The organism is Sanguibacter keddieii DSM 10542, assembly GCF_000024925.1.
Lineage (GTDB): Bacteria > Actinomycetota > Actinomycetes > Actinomycetales > Cellulomonadaceae > Sanguibacter > Sanguibacter keddieii.
In genome coordinates, this window is record NC_013521.1 from 360,371 (window position 1) to 381,816 (window position 21,446).

General features: G+C 69.3%; 17 protein-coding genes. 8 read left to right on the forward strand and 9 right to left on the reverse strand.

What is annotated here, in order from left to right; genetic code table 11:
• Positions 1-122 precede the first annotated feature (122 nt).
• On the reverse strand, positions 123-992 hold the full coding sequence (locus SKED_RS19875) for a type IIL restriction-modification enzyme MmeI (RefSeq protein WP_143755615.1): 870 nt from the start codon (positions 990-992) through the stop codon (positions 123-125).
• Positions 993-1,117: 125 nt separating this feature from the next.
• On the opposite strand from SKED_RS19875, the gene SKED_RS01605 reads away from it, so the two are divergent.
• The 4 genes from SKED_RS01605 (at position 1,118) to drmC (ending at position 9,014) form a co-directional block, all read left to right on the forward strand.
• Positions 1,118-2,398, forward strand: a complete 1,281-nt coding sequence (locus tag SKED_RS01605) for a recombinase family protein (RefSeq protein ID WP_012865363.1) — start codon at positions 1,118-1,120, stop codon at positions 2,396-2,398.
• Between the two features lie 101 nt (positions 2,399-2,499).
• A complete protein-coding gene (drmA, locus tag SKED_RS01610; RefSeq protein ID WP_217167929.1) occupies positions 2,500-6,273 on the forward strand; it encodes a DISARM system helicase DrmA in 3,774 nt (1,257 codons plus the stop codon).
• Positions 6,266-8,284, forward strand: coding sequence for a DUF1998 domain-containing protein (drmB, locus tag SKED_RS01615; RefSeq protein WP_012865365.1), 2,019 nt, complete (start codon positions 6,266-6,268; stop codon positions 8,282-8,284). Before drmA ends, drmB begins: the two co-directional genes overlap by 8 nt.
• Positions 8,205-9,014, forward strand: a complete 810-nt coding sequence (gene drmC, locus SKED_RS01620; protein ID WP_245534598.1) for a DISARM system phospholipase D-like protein DrmC — start codon at positions 8,205-8,207, stop codon at positions 9,012-9,014. Before drmB ends, drmC begins: the two co-directional genes overlap by 80 nt.
• A 126-nt stretch (positions 9,015-9,140) precedes the next feature.
• Here drmC and SKED_RS01625 read toward each other — a convergent pair whose 3' ends face one another.
• Positions 9,141-9,512: a VOC family protein gene (locus tag SKED_RS01625; RefSeq protein WP_012865367.1), complete on the reverse strand. Its 372-nt coding sequence runs from the start codon at positions 9,510-9,512 to the stop codon at positions 9,141-9,143.
• A gap of 66 nt (positions 9,513-9,578) precedes the next feature.
• On the opposite strand from SKED_RS01625, the gene SKED_RS01630 reads away from it, so the two are divergent.
• Positions 9,579-10,031 (forward strand): MarR family winged helix-turn-helix transcriptional regulator, encoded by a 453-nt coding sequence (locus SKED_RS01630; protein ID WP_012865368.1) that lies wholly within the window; start codon positions 9,579-9,581, stop codon positions 10,029-10,031.
• Between the two features lies 1 nt (position 10,032).
• On the opposite strand, the gene SKED_RS01635 is transcribed toward SKED_RS01630, so the two are convergent.
• Together SKED_RS01635 and SKED_RS01640 are read right to left on the reverse strand one after the other, a co-directional pair.
• Positions 10,033-10,320 (reverse strand): DUF1905 domain-containing protein, encoded by a 288-nt coding sequence (locus SKED_RS01635; RefSeq protein ID WP_012865369.1) that lies wholly within the window; start codon positions 10,318-10,320, stop codon positions 10,033-10,035.
• Between the two features lie 84 nt (positions 10,321-10,404).
• Entirely contained in the window at positions 10,405-10,977 is a 573-nt protein-coding gene (locus SKED_RS01640) for a helix-turn-helix domain-containing protein (RefSeq protein ID WP_012865370.1), read from the reverse strand.
• 48 nt (positions 10,978-11,025) lie between these two features.
• Between SKED_RS01640 and SKED_RS01645 the strand changes: the two genes are divergently transcribed.
• Together SKED_RS01645 and SKED_RS01650 are read left to right on the forward strand one after the other, a co-directional pair.
• Positions 11,026-11,943 (forward strand): class I SAM-dependent methyltransferase, encoded by a 918-nt coding sequence (locus tag SKED_RS01645; RefSeq protein WP_012865371.1) that lies wholly within the window; start codon positions 11,026-11,028, stop codon positions 11,941-11,943.
• A complete protein-coding gene (locus SKED_RS01650) occupies positions 11,940-12,992 on the forward strand; it encodes an NAD(P)/FAD-dependent oxidoreductase (protein WP_012865372.1) in 1,053 nt (350 codons plus the stop codon). Before SKED_RS01645 ends, SKED_RS01650 begins: the two co-directional genes overlap by 4 nt.
• A gap of 292 nt (positions 12,993-13,284) precedes the next feature.
• Here the strand turns inward: SKED_RS01650 and SKED_RS20215 are convergent, their stop codons facing one another.
• The 3 genes from SKED_RS20215 to SKED_RS01665 form a co-directional block, all read right to left on the reverse strand.
• On the reverse strand, positions 13,285-13,446 hold the full coding sequence (locus tag SKED_RS20215) for a hypothetical protein (protein WP_012865373.1): 162 nt from the start codon (positions 13,444-13,446) through the stop codon (positions 13,285-13,287).
• Positions 13,446-14,219 carry a class E sortase gene (locus SKED_RS01660; RefSeq protein WP_012865374.1) on the reverse strand — a complete coding sequence of 258 codons (774 nt, stop codon included), beginning with the start codon at positions 14,217-14,219 and terminating at the stop codon, positions 13,446-13,448. The genes SKED_RS20215 and SKED_RS01660 overlap by 1 nt, the downstream gene beginning before the upstream one ends.
• Before the next feature lie 105 nt (positions 14,220-14,324).
• Complete coding sequence (locus SKED_RS01665) at positions 14,325-15,623, reverse strand: NAD(P)/FAD-dependent oxidoreductase (protein WP_012865375.1); 1,299 nt, start codon at positions 15,621-15,623, stop codon at positions 14,325-14,327.
• A 406-nt stretch (positions 15,624-16,029) separates the two neighbouring features.
• Between SKED_RS01665 and SKED_RS01670 the strand changes: the two genes are divergently transcribed.
• A complete protein-coding gene (locus SKED_RS01670; protein ID WP_042437681.1) occupies positions 16,030-18,018 on the forward strand; it encodes an Ig-like domain-containing protein in 1,989 nt (662 codons plus the stop codon).
• Between the two features lie 125 nt (positions 18,019-18,143).
• On the opposite strand, the gene SKED_RS01675 is transcribed toward SKED_RS01670, so the two are convergent.
• Together SKED_RS01675 and SKED_RS01680 are read right to left on the reverse strand one after the other, a co-directional pair.
• Positions 18,144-19,127: a hydroxyacid dehydrogenase gene (locus SKED_RS01675; RefSeq protein WP_012865378.1), complete on the reverse strand. Its 984-nt coding sequence runs from the start codon at positions 19,125-19,127 to the stop codon at positions 18,144-18,146.
• Positions 19,124-21,349, reverse strand: a complete 2,226-nt coding sequence (locus tag SKED_RS01680; RefSeq protein ID WP_012865379.1) for a DUF2264 domain-containing protein — start codon at positions 21,347-21,349, stop codon at positions 19,124-19,126. The genes SKED_RS01675 and SKED_RS01680 overlap by 4 nt, the downstream gene beginning before the upstream one ends.
• Positions 21,350-21,446: the final 97 nt, after the last annotated feature.

Here is a 21,446-nt window from a genome sequence, read left to right on the forward strand (position 1 = left end):
CATGGTCCTCGATCGCAGGCCCTGGATGGCCGAGATTGCCGAGGTCGCGCCGCCCCGTGCTCGCGCGGGACACCTGCCTCGGCCCACCATCAACGGCGATGACACACTTAGCGTGATGACACTCAGTCCGATCGAGATCCCCGACGTAAATTTTCACTCAAAAGCCGGTCAAGAATTTCTGCGCCTGCTGAAGGGGATGTCGACCATCGGATCAGCTGGCGATAGGTGTGGAACCCATGCGTTGGCGAGATGTCATCCCAGCCGTACGCACGCAGGCACGCATTGTCTATACTCACGTGGATGTCGCGCAGGTGCTGGATGTCGCGATCTGTCCGGACGTCCGGGTCGTTGACGAGGTTGTAGAGTTTGGTCAAGCCAAGGTTTCGACGCAGCATAATTTCTCTTCGGTCGCTTTCCAGTTGTTGGCCAGCGGCCTGCAGGTCTGGTGTCGAATTTGGCCTCGGGAAAGTCAGGAATGCATCCGATGGCGAGTAGTTTATATCCGCCCGCATGGTTGACGAGTATCGGACGGTCCAGAGCCAGTGCAAGCTTGACGACAGAATTGCCTGAGTGCCGACTGAGTCATCTGCAAATACCCCTAGTTTGTGACTAGGAATCTGGTGTGCCGCGACCCTGACGGGCATCACAGTCTTGCTGACAAGTGCGATGACCAACACCTCCGACTTGCCCTCGATTGCCCGGCGCATCTCTCCTCGAGTCCGGAGAAACCTCCACCAGGGAGCTGAACTCACGGCTAGGGGCTTCTCAGCCCGTTCGGGCTTGACAGTCTTGAGAAGCCGGGCAAACGGCAGGGGGTAGCTGGCGGCTTCGGCCTCGGTGCGGTCGTTGAAGTCGATGACCCAACGTGATGCCGAGGCGTCTGGGCGGGAGTTGAGGTCCTCGCCGTTGAGGTAGGGGAAGAGGACCTCAGCGTTGCGTGGGTCCGTGGCAATCCACTCCGCGGCCTCTTCCGGCTCGAGCACGAAGCCCATCCCCAGCACGATGCACCCTTGGAAGGCGATACCGGCGTTCTCCGCCAACCTGACAGGGATCCCCTTAACCCGCCCAGCCGGCTCGAATGGGGAGGCACGCGACCCCCTGCAGGATCATGACCTGCATGAACACCCTCACAGAGCGTCGTTGCGTGCTGTACGCCCGACTCAGTGTCACGAAGGAAGAGTCCGTCTCGATCGCGCGTCAGCTCGATGCTGGACGCAAGTACGCGGCCGCTCGGGGCTGGTCGGTCCTCGGAGAGTTCGTCGACGATGGCGTCTCTGCGACCGCCAACCGACCCGAGGAGCGCAAGGGGTGGTCCGATCTCCTGGCAGTCAGCGGGTTCGATGCAGTCGTGATCTGGAAGGTGGATAGGCTCGCGAGGCGTGTCCTGGACTTCCTGCATGCTGACGAGGCCCTCCAAGAGCGTGGTGCCGGCTTGGTCGCGGTCGAGGACCCGATCGACATGACGAGCCCCCAGGGCCGGGCCTTCGCCGTCATGCTGGCCGTCTTTGGAGAGATGGAAGCGGAGGCGATCCGTTCAAGGGTTCGCGCGGCCCGCGCGCAGATCCTCAAGGCCGGGCGCTGGCCCGGCGGCGGGATGCCGTACGGTTTCGTCTCGGCCCAGAACCCGGACGGCCCAGGACGCATCCTCGTGAAGGATCCAGAGCGAATCCCTTGGCTGACGGAGGCTGTTGCTCGTGCGATCCGGGGAGAACCGGTCAACGCGATCGCGCGGTGGCTCACTGATGAGAAGGCGCCCATGCCGATCCGCTCGTCCATCAGAGTGGCCGACGGCACTCGGACCTGGAACCGACAGACCGTAGACGGGTTGTTGAGGAACCCAGTGCTCGCAGGCATGACCCCCTACAACCCAGGGCGTGGACGCAGCGGTACTCGTGTAGACCCTTTGGCTGTGATTCGCGACGAGCGCGGTGAGCCTGTCATCAACGAGTCACTTGCCATCCTGACGCAGGAGGAGTTCGCGCACCTCCAACGGACGCTCGACCAGCGGGACGTACCCCAGGCCCGGAAGAAGGATGAACGTGTCGCCACGAGTCCGCTGCTCTCCCGCGTGGTCGTCTGCCACGACTGTGACGTCCATCTGTGCCGGGGCACTAACCAGAAGAAGCCGGTCCTCTGCTGCCCCCAGTGCCGTCAGACGATGGGACGAACCGCTCTGGACCCGTATCTGGTGCGCCGACTTCTGACGGAGCGCGGGAGCCAGCCTCTGCTCGGCTCGACGGTCCGAGCGCAGTGGCATGCGGCGGGTTCAGACGAGCACGCTCGTCGAGAGATCCTGTTGAGCCAGGTCGAGAGTCTGCGGGTCCGGCGTGGTGTGGTGGGGCGCTACTTCGACAAGGACCGTGTCCTCCTGCGCTGGAAGCCGAAAGTCCATGCGTGAGTCGCGTATGGCAGGCAGGCACGGGGCGGTAGCGTGACGTTCACCAGGGGGGCTCCAGTAGTTGACGGCTCGACGTCGTGGTCCGCCCGGTCGAAGGGGGCGTGGACGGAGTGACGGAAGCACCAGCGGACAAAGCCACAGTCCGCAAGGAGTACGAGCTGACCTACGTTCCTGACGGCTCTTCGTGGACCGACCGTGAGAACTTGGCGGACATCCTCGATCGAGAGCTTCTCGGCCCGACTCACGGCGCTGACGAACTACTTGACGCGCAGCCGGACGCTCTCTACCTCGTCGGACGCATCGCTCCGGCCAAGCTCGTGGGCAGGGGCGGCGTCACACTGGCCGAGGACGCCGACCAGCAGTCCGACGCGGACGTCGTCCCCGCTGAAGCCGCGGACCTTGGGCGTGGTGTCCCGGTCGGGGTGCGCGAAGAAGAGACAGCGGGGTCGGATGATCAAGGAGCCGAGGATGTGCCGCTGCGACGAGGACTGATGATCCCGGCGTCGATGGGCCTCCGTTTCCAGGTCTCTCACGAGGTGACGAACGTCGTTGTGCGGGCATCGTGGGGGACGTACCGCTCCGAGGAGACCGATGAAGTGACTGCGTCGGGACGGCCCAGGCGAAAATACCGTCGCACTCCTCACGAGCATCGGGTCACTGTGCCCGTCGCTTCGCTGACACCTGGGAACACGGAAGACTTCGTGCTGGAGGACGACATCCTGATCCGGGTCGACGTCATCGACTACGACGGCAAGCGGATCGTCGAGGCCGCCCTGTGCAACGACCGCGAGACACCCCGGACGATTCCGACAGACGCCTGGCTCTACCAGACGTGCCTCTACGTCGAGGCAGACGTGAACGAGTCTGAGACGGACGTCTTCCTGCCCGTGACTGACCTCATGCTCGAGGACCGCCTCGACGAGGACCCTGAGCTGGCACGACTGGACCTCCAGTACCGCGACCGTCTCGAGTTCGCCGTCGGGCGTACATGCTCGGTGGACTGGACGGTGGCCAAGGGCGCGCGCCGGGCCACCCAGGTGCGCACCACCTGGCTCCCCACCTCCGAGACACCTCAGACTCAGGCACGCGAGATCGACGGTGCACTGCTGGACATGATGACGCTGTCCACCGCAGCGGCTGAGGACCTCGAGGCAGGACTGCGGCCAATCGTCGCCAATTACGTCGAGTGGTTGGAAGGGCAGAAGTCGAGAATCGCTGAGCTGCCCGCTCACCTGAAGGATGTTGCATCCGGCGCTCTGCAAGACGCGGGACTGGTGGCGACCCAGCTTGCCGCGGGCCTCGATTTCCTGGTGAGCGACATCGAGGCGCAGCAGTGCTTCCGCTTCATGAACCGGGTCATGGCTGACCAGCGCGTCCAGTCGCAGGTAGCAGAGCTCCGGTCTTCAAACCCCAAGCTGTCCTTGGTCGAGGCCCGTGAGCAGGTGCTCGCGCGAGGCGTGCGCGCCCACTCGTGGCGTACCTTCCAGCTTGCCTTTGTCCTGATGCAGATCGAGGTGCTGTCGACACCCGGGATGGTGCGACGCTCCTCGGTGGGAGCCCGGGCCGAGCTCCTGTTTTTCCCGACCGGAGGTGGAAAGACAGAGGCATACCTGGGCCTCGCTGCGTACACGTTCGCCACGCGCCGCCGCCAGGGTGTCATCGATGGAGCTGACGGTCGGATCGACGGAACCGCCGGAGTTGCCGTCCTCATGCGTTACACGCTGCGACTTCTGACCGCGCAGCAGTTTCAGCGTGCGACGGCACTCGTGTGTGCCGCGGAGATGGCCCGGCGTGATGACGAGTCAACCTGGGGTCGAGAACCGTTCCGCATCGGTCTATGGGTCGGGACAGCGGTCTCTCCCAAGCGCTACGACGAGGCTGCCCGACAGCTCGCCGAGGCGAACGACGGCCGGAAGTACGGCTTGACGGTCCTGCAGCTTCAGCGCTGTCCCTGGTGCGGAACGCCTATCGAACCCAAGCACGTGAAGGGCGACGACAACGCTCGGAGGATTCGCGTCTTCTGTGGCGACACTTTCGGTGGCTGTCCGTTCTCGGAAGGCGCCGTCGGTGGGGACGAGGGGCTGCCAGTCCTGACAGTTGATGAGGAGATCTATCGTCTTGTGCCCTCGTTCGTCATCGCGACCGTCGACAAGTTCGCACGTCTCGCCAGAGAGGGTGAGGCTGCGTCACTCTTCGGGTACGTTCGACGCCGATGTGAACGGCATGGATACGTCCATGATGACTACCGCGAGTGTCTCAAGGGTGCGAACGGCAAGCATCCAGGCAAGGCAGGTGCGCCTAGCGCGACCGTGCGGCCTGCGGACCGCTTGCGGCCACCGGACCTCATCATCCAAGACGAGCTGCACTTGATCACCGGTGCACTGGGCACGGCCGTCGGTGTCTTCGAGCTCGCGGTCGACGTCCTCACTACGTGGAGGAACGCGCAAGGCGAGGCGATTCGTCCGCTCGTCGTGGCCTCCACTGCGACTGTGCGCAATGCTGCGGAGCAGATCAAGGCCTTGTACGGGCGGGGGGTGACGATCTTCCCGCCGCAAGTGCTCGACGTGTCCGACACCTTCTTCTCTCGGGAGCTTGAGGTCAGCCGCGACACACCGGGGCGCCGTTATGTCGGTGTCTCAACCACCGGAGTGCGGCTGACGTCTGCAGAGATCGTCCTCGCATCGACCCTGCTCTCCGCGGGACAGGTGCTGCTTGACCAGGGGATCAGTCCACCGTCCGGAAAGCCGGTGAGTGCTGACCCGTACATGACGCTGGTCGGGTACTTCAACGCGACTCGTGAGCTGGCCGGTATGGCGCGGTACATCGCCGACGACGTCCAGACCGCCGTGAAGAAGCGTCGACCGGGGAAGTTCTTCCCGCTGCGGTATGGGACAAGCCCCGCTGGGATTCACGTGGCAGAGCTCACCTCCCGAGTCGCATCGAGCGACATCACCGCGACTCTCGATCAGATGAGCACGGGCTTCGAGCCTGCGTGGGACTCCAGTGCTGGGCGTGCCGAGTGGACGAGGTCGGCACGGTCTGCGCGTGAATCGAGTCAACGGTTCGCGTACCGCGAGGCGAACCCGTTCGACGTGGTCCTCGCGACATCGATGCTCCAGGTCGGCGTCGACGTGACCCGACTCGGCCTGATGCTGATGGTCGGGCAACCGAAGAACACTGCGGAGTACATCCAGGCGTCCTCCCGCGTCGGGCGCGACGCCTCGCGCCCTGGTCTGGTCGTGACATTGGGCAACTGGGCGCGTCCGCGCGATCTGGCTCACTTCGAGCAGTTTCGGCACTATCACGAGACGTTCTACTCGCAGGTGGAGCCGCTGTCGGTCACGCCGTACTCGTACACCTCGATCGAAAGGTCTCTTGACGGCGTGCTCGTGTCCGCGGCGCGCGTCATGGACGCTGTTCGGGAAGACGGTCTCTCCGCGGAGCAGCATGCCTGGCATGTGGACGAGGCCAGAGGGCGGCTCGACGAGCTGATCGCCCAGATCGTGGAGCGAGCGAAGGTGGCCGGTGGCGAACCTGCCGCGCACGCTGTCAAAGAGCGGCTGGAGAACCGAGTGGGCACATGGTCGAAGCGGCGGGAGTTCGTGCAGAAGAAGCAGCACACACTGGTCTACGAGAAGGTGCCGAACGGCAAAGAGGGGGAGCTCTCGCCGCTCTTGCTCTCGCCAGAGAAGTCCCGTGCTGACGTGAGCCTCCATGACCACGCGCCGTTCGTGGTCGCGAACTCGATGCGTGAGGTGCAACCCGAGATCAATCTCCTGGTGTCGCCGAAGAGCCTCATGTCATGGGAAGTCATGAACGTGCCGCGGGAGTGGAGCTCGATGCCAGACACGGACGCGGAGGCTACAGATGACTGAGATCCAAGTAGGTGAGTCGCTCGACCCTCTGGGTGATCTCGAGTCCTTTGAATCGATGACTGCGACGAAGAATCGCGCCAAGGTCGGCTCTGCGCGCCCTTCAAACCTGTTGTACACCTACGGGCCGGGATCGACGATGGATCTCCCGTCGTTCACCGTCATGCCTGCCGGCTTTGACGACTGGGAGAGCATCTGGAGGCGTCGTCCGGGACAGCCGCCCCGCGTTCACGCCCCCCGCCTGCTGGACGCCGTCCGAACGCACCTTGGCCGGCAGGTCGCCGAGCTGCGCCCGTTCCCCTGGGCGCCCAAGGCGACGGCACAGAGCAAGGAGGGAGATGACTTGGGCGTCTCGGCACGCGTCTTTCCGCAGTGGATGCGTTGCACAGGCTGCGACCAGCTTGGACCCCTCACCAGGTTCTCCTACCGCAACACCAACCCGTACAGGCCGGACGAGGCTCGATTCGAGCACGAGAAGTGCCCGGGTCGTCGCGGCAAACCCTCAAAGAGACCGATTCCTGCCGTGCCGGCACGATACCTGCTCGCTTGTCCAGATGGGCATCTCGACGAGTTTCCCTATGACTGGTGGGTTCACCAGGGGGGCAACTGCCCCTCCGCTGACGTTCCCCCACTGAAGATGGAGGATCGCACCGTCGGCAAGGGAGCGTCGGCGACGATCACCTGCACGTCCTGCGGAAGCCGGCGAGCGATGAACGAGGCGCAGGGTGAGGCTGGAGCCGCCAAGCTCCCTCGGTGCCGTGGCAGGCACCCGCACCTCGGCTTGTTCGAGCAAGCTGGTTGCGTCAATCGGACGAAGCTGATGTTGCTTGGCGCGTCGAACCTGTGGTTCCCCGCGACGCTCTCCATCGTCGTCATGCCCGAGTCGAACGTCGAGACCGCTGCATCGATCGCGGCGGACCTGCTCGTGCTCGTCGGTCCGAAGCGTGTCGAGAAGTGGCAGGGAGATCTGGGCCGATGGCACGAGTTCTTGGAAGATGAGGAGTCGGAACTGGCGACGCTGTCTAAGGAGAAGCTTGCCGCCGCCGTCGCTGAGCTGCTCGCGCCCCCTCCTTCACAGGAGCAGATTGAGGAGCAGCGTAAGAACTTCGACCCCGTGAGCTTGCTCGTCCCCGAATGGAACTACCTGCAGCGAGAACCACTTGGCCCTCACCACAAGGCCGACGGCACGAGCGGGTTGATTCTCTCGCCTCCCAACGGGGGAGTGCACCAGAAGCTCGCCGCCAACCACGTCACTCGGGTGCTCGCGGTCGACAAGCTGCGGAAGGTCAACGCTGTTCTCGGATTCACCCGGATCGACGAGATGGAGCGGGCCAACGACGTTGGCAAGCGGCTCGTACGACTTGCTCGTGACGGTCGACCGACGTGGACCGTCGCGACAGAGGATCGTGGCGAGGGGGTGTACCTGCAGCTCGATGAGGAGGCTGTTGCCGCGTGGGAGACGAAGGTTGAGGCGTCCGACCTCTGGGAGGCGCACCGGGCCGCTCACGAGCGCAACTTCAATGCGCGGTTCTCTGAGACGGCGAAGGATGTCGACCCCGATGCCCGGTTCCGCCCCGCGCGGTACTGGTTGCTGCACACGCTCTCCCATGTTCTGATCCGTGAGATGGCCATGTACTCCGGCTACTCGGCGGCCTCGTTGTCCGAGCGGATCTATGCGTGGAGAGCGGAGGAGGGCCGCCCCGCCGCAGCCGGGCTGCTCATCGTCACGACCGCCTCAGACTCCGACGGGACGCTCGGCGGCTTGGTCCAGCTCAGCGAGTCGGGCAACCTAGAGCGTGTCATGTCCCGAGCGCTCCGGAGGGCCTCACGCTGCTCGTCAGACCCGGTATGTGCGCACCGAACGCCCAAGGAGCCGGAGGACTTCCTTCACGGTGCCGCGTGCCACACATGTGCGATGGCGTCAGAGACTTCGTGTGAACGGGCCAATCGATTCCTTGATCGTCGATTTCTCGTCGACCTGCCGGGGGGCCAGGGCTTTGGCTTCTTCCACTGAGGTCGCTCAACTCCGCGCGCACGCCTTTCGAGAGCTGGGGGCGCTTCTGTCCGGTACCGAGGCTGGCCTGGTCGCCTCGGCGTTGGAGGAAGGGCTGAGTCTGACGAGTGCGATCGGCATCATCGATCAAGCAAAGAAGGCTCGTGTCATGGCGATCACGAGCGCCGCCGACCTGACGTTCGAGAGCGCACTGATCGCCGCCGCGCTGCGCGGGGTAGAGGGGGCGCACTCGACATCGCGTGCGGTCAGCACGGTGTGGACGATGCCGGGACACGTCGCTCAAGCTGGCGGACTGACAACTTCCTTGATTGCTCTGGTGGAGGCCGCGCGTCAGTCCGTCGTCTGTTCGACGTTCAACTTCCAGAAGACCTCTGGCATGTGGGAGGCGCTTCGTGGGGTGGCTGCTCGACCCGGCGTGTCGCTGCGCGTCTACATTGACGCCGAGGCGAATGCCGGTGGTGTCGGTCCCACTTCGTCGGAGACGGCCGAGTGGCTAGCCCCGGGCCACGTTCTGCAGACAAGGCTGTTTGAGGGGAAGGCTGTGCGCAACCACGCAAAGTTCCTCTCCGTAGATCATCGTTTTGTCGTGATCACGAGCGCCAATTTCTCGTGGAGCGCCGAGTACGGAAATGTAGAGTTGGGTGTTCGTATTGATGACGTGCGCCTCGCGGAACGCATCGAGAGGGAGCTCTTACGTGCCGAGTCGCACATCTACGAGCGGGTGAGTTAGCTGGTCTGCAGGCATGTGACAAGTGATCGTTCGGGCCGGGCCGTCGGCCATGTACTCGGAGGGGTGCGCCCTATAGGTTGGGCGATCGTCTACACGTCGACCCATGTGCGCCTCGTCCGCCCAACGTCAGCCGCGGCTGTGCAGGGTGATCTGGTAGCCGTCGGGGTCGGCGAAGGTGAAGGTGCGTCCGAAGGGGCCGTCGACCGGCGCGGAGGTGATGGTGATGCCGTCGGTGACCATGCGGTCGTGGATCTCCTGCGCGTCGGCGGCGTGCAGCCAGATGCCGACGCCGACGCCGGGCTGCGGGACGGAGTCGAGGTCGACGCCGGGGAGCGGGGAGCGCACGGCGAAGGATGCGGGCTTGGTGTCGAAGACGACGGCGTGCGGCGGTCCGGGCTGGCGGGTGAGGCCGAGGTAGGTCTCGTAGAACACCGCGGAGGCGTCGTAGTCGCGGACCTGGAGCGAGATGAAGCCGGGGCCTGAAGCTGCAGCGGACATGGTGAGCCTCCGTCGAGAAGTGGTGTCAGTTATCTGACATGCACGAACCTATGTCAGACTACTGACATGAGTCAAGACGGACCCGGCATCCACCTGGAGACCTCCGTGGGATACCTCCTCAAAGAGGCGTCGAGCGCGCTCCGTGCCGCGATGGAGGCGGTCCTGCGCCCCCTCGGCATGACCATCACCCACTACTCCTGCCTCGAGCTCCTCGCCCAGCGCCCCGGGCTGTCCAACTCCGAGCTCGCCCGCGGCACCTTCGTCACCCGGCAGTCCATGAACGTCCTGCTGCAGACGCTCGAGCGCGACGGCCTCGTCACCCGCGCCGAGCAGGCTGCGACCGGGCGGGCGCTGCCGACCGAGCTCACCGACGCCGGCCGACGCCAGCTCGCTACCGCCAGCGCCGCGGTGCGCGGGGTCGAGGACCGCATGAAGTCCGGGATGGACCGCGCCGAGCAGGCGGCTTTCGCCGACCTGCTGGGCCGCAGCGTCGCGTCGCTGCGGGGCGGTGGGGTCTAGGTCAGGTCAGCCGTTCGGTGATCCGCACCGTGACCTCGTCGCCGATCTCCTTGCCGAGCCTCTTGCGGAGCTTCGCGCTGACGGACAGCATGTGGCCGCCCGTGCCCGTCGGCATGAGGCCGCCGGTCCAGGGCTGGTCGTCGACCGTCGCGACGACCTTGACGGACCTGCCGGTACCGAAGGCCTCGACCGACCCCGGGACCTCGACGCAGGACCAGACATCGCCCTTGACGTCGACGCCGATGGCTCCGGTGAACTGCCAGTCGGTGGGTCCGGTCTGGATGCTCATGCAGGCTCCTCGGTGGGTCGTGCGGTCGTGGGGCGACGGTTCCCGTCTGCTCTGCACCCTAGCGATGCCTGTCGTGCGGCGCCCCTACGCGTGCCGGTGCCCCGGCAGGTGCGCCCGCTCGCCGTCGTGGTCGAAGATCGTGAGGATCTCGACCGGTCCCTCGTGGGCCTGGATGGTGTGCGGGGTCATGGTGGAGAACTCGGCGGCCTGGCCCTCGCGGACCAGGATGGTGCGCTCACCGAGGGTGAGGCGGACGACGCCGCTGAGCACGGTGAACCACTCGTGGCCGGGGTGCACCTGTCCGTCGTGCACCTCTCGCTCGGGGGTGATGCGCATCTTCGCGATCGTCACGCCGCGGCGGTCGCGCTCGCGGGACAGCAGCCACACGCTCAGGCCCGGCATGGTCTCGGGCTCCGGGCGGATGACCACGTCCTCGTCGTCCTCGGGCTCGACCAGCTGGTCGAGCGTCGTCCCGAGCGCCTGGGCGATCGGCACGAGCTGGTCGAGGGCGATGCGCCGGTGGCCGGTCTCGATGCGGCTGAGCGTCGAGGCTGAGAGGAAGCACCGGGAGGCGAGCGCGTCGAGGGTCCAGCCCCGGGCGAGGCGCAGTCCGCGGATGCGCTGGCGGACGATGTCGTCGAGCAGTTCTTGCTTCATACGCAAGAGCCTATGTCTTAGACGAAACTCTCGTCTAGCGTGGAGGGCATGACGCACAGCCACCACCACGCGCACGGTCACACCCACACCGACCGCCCCGGCCACGGCCCCGCACCCGAGGGCGACACCGGCATGGCCGAGCTCCTCGACCTCGACGCCACCCTCGGCGCCTCCGTCCTCGCCGGAGCCCTCGACGCCGCAGCCGCAGCCCTCGGCCGCGCGCCCCGCAGCATCGTCGACCTCGGTGCCGGCACCGGGACGGGCACCCTTGCGCTCGCGGCCCGGTTCCCGGGCGCCCAGGTCCACAGCCTCGACGCGACCGCCACCATGCTCGAGCGCCTCACCGACAGCGCTGACGCGGCCGGCCTCACCGACCGGGTGACCACGCACCTCGTCGACCTCGACGGCGACTGGCCCGCCGAGCTGCCCGGACCCGTCGACCTGGCCTGGGCGGCCCTCTCGCTGCACCACGTGTCCGACCCCGGCCAGGTGCTCCGCCAGGCCTACGGCGCGCTCGCCCCCGGTGGCGTGCTCGTCGTCACCGAGATGGCCGGCGCGGCCACCTGGTCCCCGACGGACCTCGGCTCGGGAGTGAACGGCCTCGGCGACCGCTTCGACGCTGCCCTCGCGACGTACGGCTACCCGGTCACCGCAGAGTGGACCACCGCCCTCGGCGAGGCGTGCTTCGCGCCGGTCGAGCGTCGTGAGACCTCCTTCGAGGCCTCCGCCACCACCACCGACGGCGCCCGCTACATGGCACTGCACCTGGCCAAGAACCGCGACCGCATCGCCGACGACCTCTCGCCCGAGGACCTCGCCGGCCTCGACGCGACCATCGCCGCCCTCGAGGCCGGGACCTCCGGGCTCCGCTCGACCTCGGGCCGCATCGTCTGGGTCGCGGTGCGCCCGGCCGACGACCGCACCACCACCCCGACCACCCCCACCCAGGACGGAGACGCACGATGACCGAGGACACTCACGCGGACCTCCGCGCAGACCTGCACGCCGACGTCGTCGTCGTCGGAGGCGGCACGGCCGGGCTCGCCGCGGCCGTCGCGCTCGCCCGGTCGCGGCGCAGCGTCGTCGTGGTCGACGCGGGCGAGCCCCGCAACGCCCCGGCCGACGGCGCGCACAACGTCCTCGGCCAGGAGGGCATCTCGCCGCTCGAGCTGCTGGCGCGCGGGCGTGCCGAGGCCGAGGGGTACGGCGTCCGCGTCGTCCGGGGGCTGGTGACCGGCGCGTCGGGCGTCGTCGACGACTTCCGCCTCGAGGTCGACGGCGCGGACGAGGGAGACGGCGCGGTGCAGCGAGTCACTGCACGCCGCGTGATCCTGGCGGCCGGGCTGGTCGACCAGCTGCCCGACGTGCCCGGCGTCGCCGAGGGCTGGGGTCACTCCGTGCTGCACTGCCCCTTCTGCCACGGGTGGGAGGTGCGCGACCAGCGCATCGCGGTCCTCGGCACCACCGAGAACGCCCTGCACCAGGTGATGCTGTTCCGGCAGCTGAGCGACGACGTGACGTTCTTCGTGCACGACGCCCCCGAGCCGACCGAGGAGCAGTGGGACCAGCTCGCCGCCCTCGGCGTCCGGGTGGTGACGCCCCGCGTCGAGCGCCTCGTGGTCGACGGCCGGCAGGTGCAGGCGGTCGAGGTCGAGGGCGGACGGTCGTTCCCGATGGACGCCGTCGTCGTCGCGCCGCGCTTCGTCGCGCGGACCGAGCTCTACGAGGCCCTCGGCGGCGAGCGGACGGTCACGCCCTTCGGGGAGCACGTCGCCCCCGACCCGCGCGGCGCCACCGCCGTGCCGGGTGTGTGGGTCGCGGGCAACACCGGTGACCTCATGGCGATGGTCGTCGCGGCTGCCGCGTCCGGTGTGATGGCCGGCGCCGCCGTCCACGGGGACCTCGCCGTCGCCGACCTCGCGAAGGCCGTCGCCGAGCGTCGCGCACCGTTCTCGGCCGCCATGGAGTCCGAGGTCCACGAGGCCGTCCTCGCCGACCGCCGCCACGGCGTCTGACGCTCTCCCGCACCGCACCGACGGCGGATCGGACCCCGCTCGCCCGTCAGGTCTCCCGCGAGGTCGTACCAGTGCTCGCGAAGTCGTAGCAGTGCCCGCGAAGTCGTACAGAAACGCCAGAACTTCGTCCAGACGGGTGTGCTCCTGTGTGTCGGTACGACCTCGGCGCAGGAGGTAGGACCTCGTGGTGGGGGATACGACCTCGGCGCAGGAGGTACGACCTCGTGGCGAGCAGGTACGACCTCGGGACGAGCGATGCGATCTCGGGGCCCAGGGCAGGCCTTGCGAGCCGTCAGCCGATGCCGGGGTCGCGGTCGAGGAAGCTGAAGGTCTCGGCGGCCCAGGGGAACACCCAGAGGAACAGGGCGGCGACCACGAGCCCCACGAGCAGCACGGCCTCGATGATCCGCAGGAACAGCGGCCCGGGCAGGTGCCGGAAGATCCACGGGTACATCAGACGACTCCTGGGTTCTCGAGGACCTGCTCGGGCATGCCATCGGCACGGTCCATCCACCCGACGAACTTCGCGTAGGTGATCCACCGGTGGTCGTTGCCGTACTCGCCGAGCGTCAGCGAGTGGCAGGTGGTGAGCGTGAGCATCCGCTCGGTCGGCTCGACACCCGGCTGGTTGGGCACGGGGGCGGTGACCTCGATGGCGCTCGGCAGCACGATCTCGTGCTCGGTCACCTCGTAGACGTACCAGGCCTCGGCGGTCTCGACGATCACCTGGTCGCCGGCGACCAGCTCGTTGACGTACCGGAACGAGTTGCCGTAGGTGCGGCGGTGCCCGGCGAGCGCGTAGTTGCCCACCTCGCCCACCTGCTGGGTGTGCTCGTAGTGCCCGGCCGTCGCACGGTCGAGCAGGTCGAGCCCGGTGCCCTCGACGATGGGCATCGTGTTGTTCGTTTTGCCGTACCAGCTCGGGACGATGAGCACGCCCGTCGTCTCCCCGTAGGCGGCCTTCGCCGGGACGGGCGGGTCGTCGGTCCGGAGCTCGGCGACCACCTCGGGGGCGGGCGGCAGGGTCTGCTGGAACTCCTCGACCAGCTGCGCGGCCTCGTTGTTCGCCTCGACGCTCGTCCACCACAGCTGCCACACGACGAACAGGCCGATGACGACGCCCGCGGTGATGAGCAGCTCGCCGATGCCGCCGACGATCGCGGAGCCGACACCCCCGCCGCGACGCTCCTGACGAGCGTCGCGCTCACGGCTCTTCTGGTGTCTCACCTGTCTGGCTCCTCCGCCTGGCGGGCTCGTGGCATGCATCCGGTGCGCGACTCGCGTGCGCAGGTTGCCGAGTATGTCACGACCTGCTGAGGACCGGCAGGAGGGTCAGGCGGTGGGTTCTCCGCGTCCGCTTCCGCCACCCTTGGGCGGGCGGACGGTCGGCACGTCGCCGACGATCGGCACCTGCTTGCGGTGGAACGGGAAGCCGTAGCGGGTCACCAGGCCGGCGAGCGTCGTGAGGCGGTTGCGGGGGCCGATGAGGCCCATGATGTGCACGAACAGCCAGGCGAGCCACGCCGACCCGCGGGTCAGCTGCACCTTCCCGACGATGTCCGCGATCGCGGCCCGGCGCCCGATGACCGCCATGGTGCCCTTGTCGAAGTACCGCAGCGGCGTGGTCTGCCGCCCCTCGACGAGCGCGAGGACGTTCTTGGCGGCCTGCTTGCCCGACTGGATCGCCGGCTGGGCCAGCTGGGGGAGGCCGTCGGGGGTGATGGCGAGGTCGCCGACCACGAAGACGCCGGGACGCCCCGGCACCTGGAGGTCGCGGCCGACCGCCACCCGGTCGCCCTCGCCGCGCGGCAGGTCCCAGGCGTCCACCTCCTCGTGCGGGCGCACGCCCGTGGACCAGATGGTGAGGTCGGAGCGGAGCTTGGTGCCGTCGGTGAGCAGCACGCCGTCGGTGTGCACCTCGGCGACGCCGGCGCCCAGGTGCAGGGCGACGCCGCGGCGGCGCAGCTCGTCCGCCGTGTAGTCGCGGAGGCGCTGCGGGAACGCCTTGAGCAGCTCGGTGCCGCGCTGCACGATCTTCACCTCGAAGGCGTCACCGTGGATCTCCGGGTACGCGGGGCGCAGGCCTGCGGTGCGGAGCTCGGCGAGGGCACCGGCGACCTCGACGCCCGTCGCGCCACCGCCGACGACGATGATGCGCAGCCCCTCGTCCGTGCCCGGTGTGGACGCGGCCTCCTCGAGGCGCACGAACAGCGCGTCGCGGATCTTGACCGCCTGGCTCCGCGAGTACATGGGGAACGCGTTCTCCTTGGCACCGGGGGTGCCGAAGAAGTTGGTCGTCACGCCTGTGGCGACGATGAGGTAGTCGAAGTCGATGGTGTCGTCGTTGAGCAGCCGCAGCTGCTTGGCCTCGTGGTCGATGCTCGCGAGGTGCTCGTGGACCACCCGCACGTTCTTCTGGTCCAGGCGCAGCCCTCGGAGGAAGTACGTGACGTCGCCGGGGTTCAGGCCGCCCGTGGCCACCTGGTAGAGCAGCGGCTGGAAGGTGTTGTAGACGCGGCGGTCGAGCAGCGTCACACGGACGTCCGCACCCGCGAGGGCCTTCACGGCAGCCACACCACCGAACCCACCTCCGACCACGACGACGTGCGGGGTCTTCGGGGCCTGCGGCACGGGCTTCTCCTGACGGGGGGGTGAGGCGTCCCGCGGAGCGGCGGGCGTCGTCTCTCACCGTACGACTCCTCCCGAGCCCCTGCGAACTCGACATGACGAACTGTCACCGGTGTCACTGTCACGCAGGCCCCGACCGCTCCCCAGCACTCACCACTGATCCCTCGACACGCTGGCGGGGTATCGCGCGAGGTACCCCGCCAGCGTGTCGCGTGGTGGGGGCAGGGACATCAGGCGGTGAGGTCGTCGACGGGAGCGGACGAGGGTGCGCTCCGTGCGTCTGTGCAGGTCGCGGCGGTGCGGACGCGGTTTAGGTAGTGATTACCGACGATCGGCGGGGCGTGCGTCGATAGCGTCGAGAGAGCTGCCACGGAGCCCCGAGGCGGTCCGCCGTCCGAGAGGTCTCACCGTGCCTGCCACCCGTCACCCGTCGTCCTCCGCCCTGCGCTGGCGGTCCAGGCTGCTCGCCGTGGTGACCGCCGTGGCGCTCGGGATCGTGCCCTCCGTCGCGCTCGCGGCGCCGAGCGGGGCCGCTCCGGGCAGCGAGGACTCGACCTCGGTCGCAGCGGCGGGCTCTCTGACGGTCACGGCGCCCTCCACGGTGCTCACAGGAGACGAGTTCGTCCTCCGGGTGACATCCCCGGAGGGCCGGCTGGGAGCCGTCCAGTGGACGGCGGCGATGGGCACCTACCTGGGGAACGTCTCACTGGACGAGTTCACGGAGGAGGTCCGCTTCCGGGCCGGGTTCGATGTCGGGACCTACGACGTGTACATCGACGGGCAGGGCGGCTCCACCCCGACCGTGAGGGTCTCCGTCGAGATCCAGAAGCGCCCGACCGCTGCCTCGCTCGAGGTCGTGGGAGACCTGGTCGCAGGCGGCTCCGGCAACGTCCGGTACGCGCTGGGGTGGGAGAGGACCACGGTGGCCCCGACCGGAGGGCTCACCATGACGGTGGGGTCCACGACGACTCCCGTGAACGGCCTCTCCGACGTGTTCGTCCTCTCCCCGGTGCCGGCCGGGACGAGCCTCCTCACCGTGAGCTACCCGGGAGACGGGTGGTTCGAGGCGTCGTCCAGCAGCGTGGTCGTCACCGTCCCGTACGAGACCCCCGACGTGACGGTCACGCTCGACCCGGCCGCCCCGCTCCTGGGCCAGACGGTGACGGCGACCGCCACCGTCACCAACCCGGCGCTGGACCGCGGGTCGCGGGCGACCTACGCGGACACGATCACCTTCGCTTTCCCTGACGGCACGACCGCCACCCCGACGGCGGCGCAGGTCAGCGAGGGAACCTCTCGCGCCAGCGCGACCTTCGTCGCGGGACTCGGTGAGCAGACGGTCACGGCGACCACGGTGCAGGACGCGTACTTCTCCGCGTCGAGCGGCTCCGTCACGGCTGACGTCGACCGCGCCAGCACGGACCTCGCCCTCGAGGTCCCGACGGCTCACGCCCTCCAGGACCGGACGATCACCGTGACGGCGTCCGCAGCAGGTGCCTCGGCAGCACCGACCGGCCAGGTGATCCTCGACGCCGGGACCGTGGACCTCGGCCCGATCGACCTGGTCGACGGCGTCGGGACGTGGACCGGGCGGCTTCCGGCCGGCACCTACGACGTCCTCGCCTTCTACCCGGGAGACGACCTGACCCTGCCGGCAGAGAAGGCAGTCCCCGTGGTCGTCGAGCGAGCCGTCCCCCTGGTCGACGTGGTCGCCCCGACCTCGCTGACCCTCGGCCAGGCGTGGACCGTCGACGTCGACGTGCGGGAGCAGGCACCTGGGGCGCCTGACGACACGGCTGGTCCGGTGCACCTCGCCGCGGCGTCTGGGGACCTCGCGGCGCTCGCGGCACCGGTTCCGGCCGTCGTCGGGACCGGGCAGGTGCGGGTGCTGCTCGACGGCGCCGAGCTCAGCTCGACGTCGCTGGTCGACGGCCGTGCGACGGTCACGGTCGACAGCTCCGGCTGGACGCTCAGCCCGGGGACGCACACGCTGAGCGTGGTCTACGACGGCGACGAGAACTTCGCGTCCAGGACGGTCGACGCCGTCCTGGAGGTGGCGGCCCTTCCCAGCGAGGAGCCGCCGGTCGTCGAACCTCCCGCCGAGGAGCCACCCGTCGTGACGCCCCCGGGCGAGGAGCCGCCGTCGGTCGAGGTCCCTGTCGTCAGTCCGGAACCGGTCGGACCGGTGACCTCGACACCCCTCCCTGGCGTCGTGCAGCAGCCCGCGCTCCTGCCCGCCCCCGCCGCGACGCCCCCCGCGTCGGACGTGGCGGCGCCGACCCGGGCGCTCGCCCAGTCCGGTGCGGACGCGCGGCTGCTCCTCCTGCTCGGCCCCCTCCTGCTGGCCGGCGCGACGCTCGTCGTCGCCCGCCGATCAACGCCCGGCACCACCCCCTGACCGGTCCCCAGGCTCCTCACGAGTGAGAGCTCGACGCGCCACCGGGCGCCCGCTCTCATGCTCCTGGCGCGACGGCTGAGTGCTCCGCGCACCCCTCCACCGTCGCGCCTCGGGCATGGGGTGGGTCAGGCGGTGGTGGGGAGGTCGGTGGCGTGGACCTCGTGGGTCAGGGGGAGGCCGGCCGCCAGCCTCTCGACCTCGTCGACGGCCGCTGCCCCGAGGCGGCGGACCTCGGTGCCGAGCGACCCGGCGACGTGCGGGGTGAGGAGGACGCCGTCCGCCTCGTAGAAGGGGTGGTCGGCGGGGAGCGGCTCGGGGTCGGTGACGTCGAGGACGGCGCGCAGCCGACCGGACAGCACCTCGGTGACCAGGGCGTCGGTGTGCACCAGGGCGCCGCGGGCGGTGTTGATCAGCGTCGTGCCGTCGCGCATGAGCGCCAGCTCGGGTGCGCCGATCATCCGGTAGGTCTCCGGGAGCGACGGGGCGTGCAGGGACACGACGTCGGACCGCCGCAGCAGCGCGTCGAGCGGCACCGCCGTGACGCCCAGCGCCCGCGCGGCCTCCGCGTCGACGTAGGGGTCGTGCAGCAGCACCTCCATGTCGAAGGGCCGCAGCAGCTCGATCACCAGCCGGCCGATCTTGGACGCGCCGACCAGCCCGACGACCAGTCCGTTGTTGCCGTGCGGCGCGGGGAGCGTGAAGCCGAAGGACCGCTCCTGGCGGAAGAGCTGCGCGGACTGGAGCACCCGCTTCCCGGCGAGCAGCACCATCGCCAGCGTGTACTCGGCGACCGGCTGGGCGTTGGCCGCGGCGGCGCTCGACACCCGCACGCCGCGCGCCCACGACGCCTCGGTCACCAGCCGCTTGACCGTCCCCCCGGTGTGCACGACGGCCCGCAGCCTCGGGGCGCGCCGCAGCAGGTCGTCGTCGAGCGGGGGAGCGCCCCACGCGGTGACGAGCACCTCGACCTGGCGGAGGTCGGTCCCGGGCCCGACGACGCCGGGGAGCAGGTCGACGGCGGCCCGCAGCCGGGCGAGCGTCTGCGCGTCGAAGAGGTCGTCGAGCAGCGCGGCGTCGCGCGCCGCGAAGGCGGCGACCGGCCGGGTCATGACAGCACCTCCGACGACAGGTCCGCGAGACCGGCGAGCGGGCGGAGGTCGACGACGTCGACTACACCGTCGTACCAGCGGACCTCGACCGCCCGGGCGTCGCCGGTGCCCACGACCGCGACGCGCACGACGTCCGACGCGTCCTCGGGCGAGACCGCGGTGTCGCCGGACGCCGTGCTGCCCGGCTGCACGTCGCCTGACGACGCGCCGCCTGACGACGCGCCGCCCGACAAGGTCACGAGCGCCGCGCACGGCTGGCCCTCGGCGAGGACCGACCCCGTCGCAGCCCACGGCGTCGCAGACCCTGCGCCCAGCGGGTCCGCCCCGGTGCGGCGCTGGCTCCCGACGTCGTCGAGGCTCAGGAGCGACCGGACGGTCGACGTCACCCCGTCGCTCCGGACGACGCGCACCCACCCGGGTCCGGACTCGACCTCGAGCTCGTCGGCGGCCAGCGCCCACCCGCCGACCCGCAGGCGCCACGGCCCGGGGTCGTGGGGCCAGGCGGTGTCGTCGTCGAGCGGGCCGTCAGGTCGTCGGCCGGTCACCGCGGGTGCCGCGTCCCACCAGGCGATGCGCACCTCGTGCGGTCCGCGGACCACAGAGGCCGTCGTGAGGGTGGGGCCGCGCCGCAGGGAGGCCCAGGTCGAGGCGTCTCCAGCACCGTCGTCGTGCGCGGTGTCGTGGCCGCCCTCGTCGGCGCTGCTCCCCGCCCCGGGCAGGTCGAGCCAGTGCACCCGGGACCGGGAGACGGCGACGTGCTCGTCGAGGCGGACCCGGACGATCCCGTCGCGGTGCGACGGACGGCCACGACCGTCGAGGAGCGCGACGTGCGACTCGACCGGGGCGGCGATCGCGTCGGGTGACAGCTGAGGGGACGTCACCGTCGAGTAGCCGTGGCGCCGGTACCAGGGATCGTCGGCGCGCGGCTCTGCCGGGTGCTCGAGCATCCTGTCGGAGCCGTGGTTGTGCACGCGGACGATCCCGTCGGCGACGGTCGACGACACGAGCCAGCCGGGTGCGGGCAGCAGGGTCACCGTGTCTCGCCGCCAGGCGTCCGGCACCGCAGGCTCGGCCGTCCAGACCTCGTGGTCGGCGGGGAGCAGCAGCCCGAGGAACCCCTTCGACGCCCAGTACGTCGACCCGCCACCGGTGTACAGCTGGCGGACGCGCTCGAACCGCCCGTGCCAGCCGACGCTCAGCAGCCCGTCGGCGTCGACCGCGCCACGGCTGACGAAGTGCTCGGCGACGGCCGACGTCAGGGTGCGGGTCTGGCCCGCGGCCAGCGGCGTCGCATCGGCGAGGGCCCCGGCCCAGAAGGGTGCGAGCATCCCCCAGCGGTAGGTGACCGACCGGCCCTGGAGCAGCGGGGCGCCGTCGGCGCCCACCAGGTGCTGGGCCTGCCCGAGGTAGGCATGCAGGCGCTCGGCGTGGTGCGCCTCGAGCGGCTGCCCCACCATCCGTGCGCGCATCAGGGGGTACAGGTGCCAGGCCCACCCGGCGTACCAGTCGTAGGACTGCCGGCGTCCGTCGCGTCCCCGCCCGTCGGAGTACCAGCCGTCGCCGACGTACAGCGACTCCTGGATCTCGGTGCAGCGGTCGAGGTCGGCCTGGTCCCACGGGCCGCCGACCTGCGCGAGGAAGGTCTCGATGACGACCTGGAACCACGTCCAGTTGTTGCGGTACCCGCTCGTCCCCACGATGTCGCCCAGCCACGCGACCACCCGCTCCTGTGTGCCGGCGTCGAGGCGGTCCCACAGCCACGGGCGCGTCTCGGACAGCCCGACGGCGATCGACGCGGCCTCGACCACGGCCTGGCGTCGCTCCGGGATGCGGGGCCAGCGCTCGGGGCTCGCCGGGTCCGTCCCGTGCCGCAGACCCTCGGCGAACCTGTCGAGCAGGCCGTGCGGGTCGTCGCCGTCGGCGCCGCGCAGCCGCAGCGCTGCGAGGAAGAAGGTGCGGGCGAAGCCCTCGAGACCGTCGCTCCACCGCCCCGACGCGCTCACCGGCCCGGGCAGGTGGATCAGTGCACGGCCGGGGGACACGTGCGGCTCGGTCGCCGCGAGCAGGGCGTCGGCGAGGTCGACCCAGTGCTGGCGGTCCCACGTCGTCGCGGTCGTGAGCGCAGTGGTCGCCAGCGCCGCGGTCGAGGGCGACGTGCCACCTCCGGGCGCAGCAGCGGGGATCAGCGGGTCACGGGTGCGGGCGTCGTCGGTCGCAGTCACCCGGCCAGTCTGCGTACGCGCGAGTCGAGACGGTCAGGTGCGGACATTTTCGATCACTACCCGTGCAGACCCGCTAGGGTGCGGACCACCAGTCGAC